This window comes from Methylobacterium sp. GC_Met_2, from assembly GCF_026540795.1.
Taxonomy (GTDB): domain Bacteria; phylum Pseudomonadota; class Alphaproteobacteria; order Rhizobiales; family Beijerinckiaceae; genus Methylobacterium.
On record NZ_JALNUM010000217.1, the window covers coordinates 1 to 3,943 of the forward strand.

General features: G+C 62.7%; 6 protein-coding genes and 1 pseudogene. 3 read left to right on the forward strand and 4 right to left on the reverse strand.

What is annotated here, in order from left to right; all coding sequences use genetic code 11:
- A pseudogene (locus tag OXS49_RS32810) lies at window positions 1–172 on the forward strand (MucR family transcriptional regulator); the annotation flags it as partial.
- Between the two features lie 287 nt (window positions 173–459).
- On the opposite strand, the gene OXS49_RS32815 reads toward OXS49_RS32810, so the two are convergent.
- The gene (locus tag OXS49_RS32815) at window positions 460–648 is read right to left on the reverse strand and encodes a hypothetical protein (protein ID WP_267428687.1); all 189 of its coding nucleotides are present in this window, start codon (window positions 646–648) and stop codon (window positions 460–462) included.
- 230 nt (window positions 649–878) lie between these two features.
- On the opposite strand from OXS49_RS32815, the gene OXS49_RS32820 reads away from it, so the two are divergent.
- A complete protein-coding gene (locus tag OXS49_RS32820; protein WP_267428688.1) occupies window positions 879–1,088 on the forward strand; it encodes a cold-shock protein in 210 nt (69 codons plus the stop codon).
- Between the two features lie 142 nt (window positions 1,089–1,230).
- On the forward strand, window positions 1,231–1,431 hold the full coding sequence (locus OXS49_RS32825) for a hypothetical protein (protein ID WP_267428689.1): 201 nt from the start codon (window positions 1,231–1,233) through the stop codon (window positions 1,429–1,431).
- A 43-nt stretch (window positions 1,432–1,474) separates the two neighbouring features.
- On the opposite strand, the gene OXS49_RS32830 is transcribed toward OXS49_RS32825, so the two are convergent.
- The 3 genes from OXS49_RS32830 to OXS49_RS32840 all read right to left on the reverse strand — a co-directional run bounded on the left by OXS49_RS32830 (window position 1,475) and on the right by OXS49_RS32840 (window position 3,611).
- Window positions 1,475–2,461 (reverse strand): site-specific integrase, encoded by a 987-nt coding sequence (locus OXS49_RS32830; protein WP_267428690.1) that lies wholly within the window; start codon window positions 2,459–2,461, stop codon window positions 1,475–1,477.
- Window positions 2,462–2,599: 138 nt separating this feature from the next.
- Window positions 2,600–2,917, reverse strand: a complete 318-nt coding sequence (locus OXS49_RS32835; RefSeq protein WP_267428691.1) for a hypothetical protein — start codon at window positions 2,915–2,917, stop codon at window positions 2,600–2,602.
- A 28-nt stretch (window positions 2,918–2,945) separates the two neighbouring features.
- Window positions 2,946–3,611, reverse strand: coding sequence for a ParA family protein (locus OXS49_RS32840; protein WP_267428692.1), 666 nt, complete (start codon window positions 3,609–3,611; stop codon window positions 2,946–2,948).
- Window positions 3,612–3,943: the final 332 nt, after the last annotated feature.

The window sequence follows — 3,943 nt, forward strand, 5'->3', positions numbered from 1 at the left end:
GACGGCCGCCAGCTACTCCGAGCAGCGCTCAGCGCTCGCTCGAAGCTTCGGGCTCGGCCAGCAGCGCAAGAAGACCTCTCCGAAGGCCGCTGAGCCTGCGGAGACGGTCTCCGACAAGCCGAAGCGTGCTCCTGGTCGCCCGCGGAAGAACAAGGCGGCTGCCGAGGCGTAGTAGCTCGGAGGCTACGGATCTTTCCGCCTCCGATCCCCCTTCCCCCTGTATCGCGGCGGTTGAGCGCCCTCACGCTCCCGTTCGCGAGCGCGCCGGTTGCCGTGTTCTGCCCGTTCACGCGCAGCCGGCGCGTCTTTTGATCTAAGCAGCCCTCGGCCCCATCAGGCAGCTCCTCGACCGCGTTCGATCGGGTTTTGCCTTGAAGACCCCGCCGAAGCCCAGTTGCGGCATCAGCGGTTATAAGACGGTGCGGACGGGGAGCGGGTCGTGGCGGATATAAGGCGCGCCTAGGACAGCTTGCCGCCAGCCGCCGCAATGCCCGCTCGAACGCCCAGAAGAAACCGCGTCGTGTCGGCAACCTCATCGGGCTCCCTTGCTGCTGCTGGCGGTACGACGGCCGTTCCCTGGATGAGCTGGAAGCCGACCGCGAAGCCCTCCCTGAAATCGTCGTGCGGCACCCTGCCGCTGATATGCATCGTCAATTCCTTCGGTTCGGCATGTCGAGTTACCCGCTCACGCTGTGCGGTTGTGATTATCTCGCGAACGGCGTACACATGTTAAATCGACTTTTGGCCAGATATTCGGCCGTATCGCCTCAACAGGGCGAGCGCTCTGCATCTCTCCCATATTTCGACGATCAACGATCGGACGCTTGCATTGCAAGCGCACGACCCATTCATTTTGACTATATAGATACGGAATACTTATGAGCATCGGCACCGTTAAATGGTTCAACGACACCAAAGGCTTTGGCTTTATTCAGCCGGATGACGGCGGCAAGGATGTGTTTGTTCACATCTCCGCCGTCGAGCGCGCCGGCATGAACAACCTGATCGAAGGTCAGAAGGTCTCCTACGAAATGGAGTCCGACCTCCGCACCGGTAAGCAGTCAGCTGGCAGCCTTCTGGCCGCCTGAGCCTCACTCGTCTGCCTTATGACGAGTTCGAAGCCGTTCCCCTGGGAGCGGCTTCATCTGTTTCTCCCCACCCTGGCTAAGCCAAAGCGCGCTGGTAGGTTGACGAAAGCCTGTGAGGCTTCATCACCCCGGAGGACGGACAATGTCTCACAAGTTCAAGCTCGGTCAGAACGTTCGGCAGCTCGGTATTAGCTACGGCGGCAATAAAGGTACCCTCCTCCACGGCTTCTATAAGGTGGTTCGGCTCATGCCGGACGACGGGTCCGGCGAGCCCTGCTACCGGATCAAGTCAGTGGATGGCGAACGCGCTGCCCGGGAGGACGAGCTCACTCTCGTTTCTTGAACGATCTCAGCCGAGCGAGCTCCGGTTGCGCGCCGACCGGGTCCTACAGGAACCCGCTCCCCGAGTGTCCCTTGAAGGCGTTCGCGCGCCTGATGTAGCCTAGCACCGTGTCGGCGTTCCGGTGTCCGGACTGGTCCATGATCCGGGCGAGGTCTGCTCCGCGCTCAGCCGCCGTCGTGATGTAGCCGGCCCTCAAGCTGTGCGCCCCGAACGTTGAGGCATCGAGCCCGGCAGCCGTGCAGTAGCTCTGCAGGATGTTGGCGACGGACCGGTCTGTGAGGCGAGGCGTCAAACCGGAAACCGTTTCCGTTTTGCGCACCCTCCCCGACCGCGACACCGGCCGGAACACCGGGCCCTCGACGATGCCGGCTGCATCCAGCCATTCCCGCACGAGGCGCACGGGTTGGATGTAGCGGCCGGTCGGGATTGCCTTCACGAACCCTGCGCCCTCCTGATCGACCTTTGACCGCCGAACCGTGACCCGCAGACCCTCGGGATCGTCCCGCAGGTCCTCAACATCGAGCGCCACCAATTCGGACCGCCGAAACGCGCCCGCGAACCCGAGGGCCAGCAGCGCGCGATCCCGCTTGCCAGTCAGGGTGTCCGGCGTCCGCGCCAGCAGCATCTGCAGGATGTCGACGGTCGCAGCGGCCTTCTGGGTCGGGGCCACGCCCACCCGGCGCCGGATCCCCTTCATGGTGGCGCGCACGTCCTCGTCGTCCGTCGGGTCCGCGGCCTTCGCCAGCTTGTGCCCGTACCGGATCGCGGCCAGCCGTCGGCCAATGGTCGATGCGGAGCGACCGGCATCCGCCTCATGCGCCAGGAAGCCCGCCACGGCCTCGGGGCTCGCCGGCAGGGACCGGAACCCGAACCGGGCGCACCATGCCTGAAACACCTGAACGTCGGACCGATAAGCTCGCACGGTCGCATCTGCCTTACTGGCGAGCTGATAGGCGCGAACTATCGCGGCAGCCTCGACCGGCAGGCGGGGGCTATCGTCGGGCAGCAGGATGACAGGCGACTGGCTCACATCGAAACTTCCGGGAATGCGAATTACCGGAAGCTATCGCTACGCCAATGCATCAGCAATCTAATTTACGAGTGTGAGCGTGGAAAAGTAGAAGCGTAAGAGCGTGAGATAACTGAGCGGCGGGCCGGAGCCCGCCTGTCACTTAGCTATCTGCGGCCGGCCCTTTCGGGCGAATTCACGGTTGACCATCTCGACCATGAAATCCTGGATCGTCTTCCCCTCCTCCGACACCATGGCCTTAAATTGGTTGAAAGCCTTCTCGTCGATCCAGGCCGATAGGTTGCGCTTACCCACTCGGTAGCTCGGGAGGGCTTTGGAGCTAGGCGACGGCGCGGCGACCGACAGAGGCGCGGTAGCGGGCTCGCCAGCAGACTCAGGGGCCTTTGATGCCAGGGCGCCTACCAATTCGGGCTCATCCTCTGGAGGCGGCGTGAACGCCGATGCCTTTTTGGCCACGATCTTACGCTCCCACGGTTCTACAATTCTACGCGTCAGTTATCTCACGCTCAGACGGGCCTGCGAGCCCGAGAGTGTCGCGAACCCACCCGAACAGAGCCCGGGCTTCCTGGGCGGCCTTGCCCTTCGGCTCGAACTCGGTAGCGGCAAGGCCGCTCGACATCGAATAGGCGAAATCCGCGCGAGTCATGAATTTGTGCGGCACCAGCTTAAGGCCGTAGCCCTGAACGGCCGCCTCGCCCTCGTCGGCCACCTTCTTGGAGCTGGGCGGTACCTGGCTCAGCATCACCCAGCCTGCGTCCATCTTCTCGGCGATCCGGATGGTGCGCTTAACCGCCCCCAAGGTCTCCAGATCAAACTGCGTCGGCTTCACGGGTGCGAGGATGAGATCGGCCAACTCGGATACGGCCAGCGCGGTCGCCTCTGCCTTGCCCGGGGTATCCACGATGAGAAGGTCGGTCTTGTTCGAGGCCGCGATCTTGATGAGCCGGGGGAGGGCGTCCGGGTCGATTTCGCGGACGATGGATGGCGTCTCTGCCTCGCGGCGCTCGAACCACTTGTGAGCCGAGCCCTGTGGGTCCGTGTCGATCACCGCAACGGAGTACCCAGCCTGCTCGGCGCAGACTGCTAGATTGAGGGCGACGGTACTCTTTGAACTCCCGCCCTTCTGGCCGATGACGCTGACGACCTTCATCGTGCTCTCTCTACCCACCAACCCACGCTTTCACTAGTCCACCATCAAACCCGTAAAAACGGCTTAAAAACTGACGCTCTTACTTTTTTACAATTAGTGGCAGGATGTCCAATAATTTACGCGTTTACCTTCTTACGCGTGGGCGGCTGGGCGAGCCGTTATGATATGGCCGCCCGGCGCTCTGCGGGCAGCCGCTGATCGCACGGCTTGCCACATCTGTGGCAGCCCAGCCACAGTTCCCTTCAAACCAGAAATGTCCGGAAGAAACCGTGTGGCTGAGCGTAACAGTTCAGGCATGCTCCCGCTCAGCAAGCCTCCACGGTGTGAGAGGT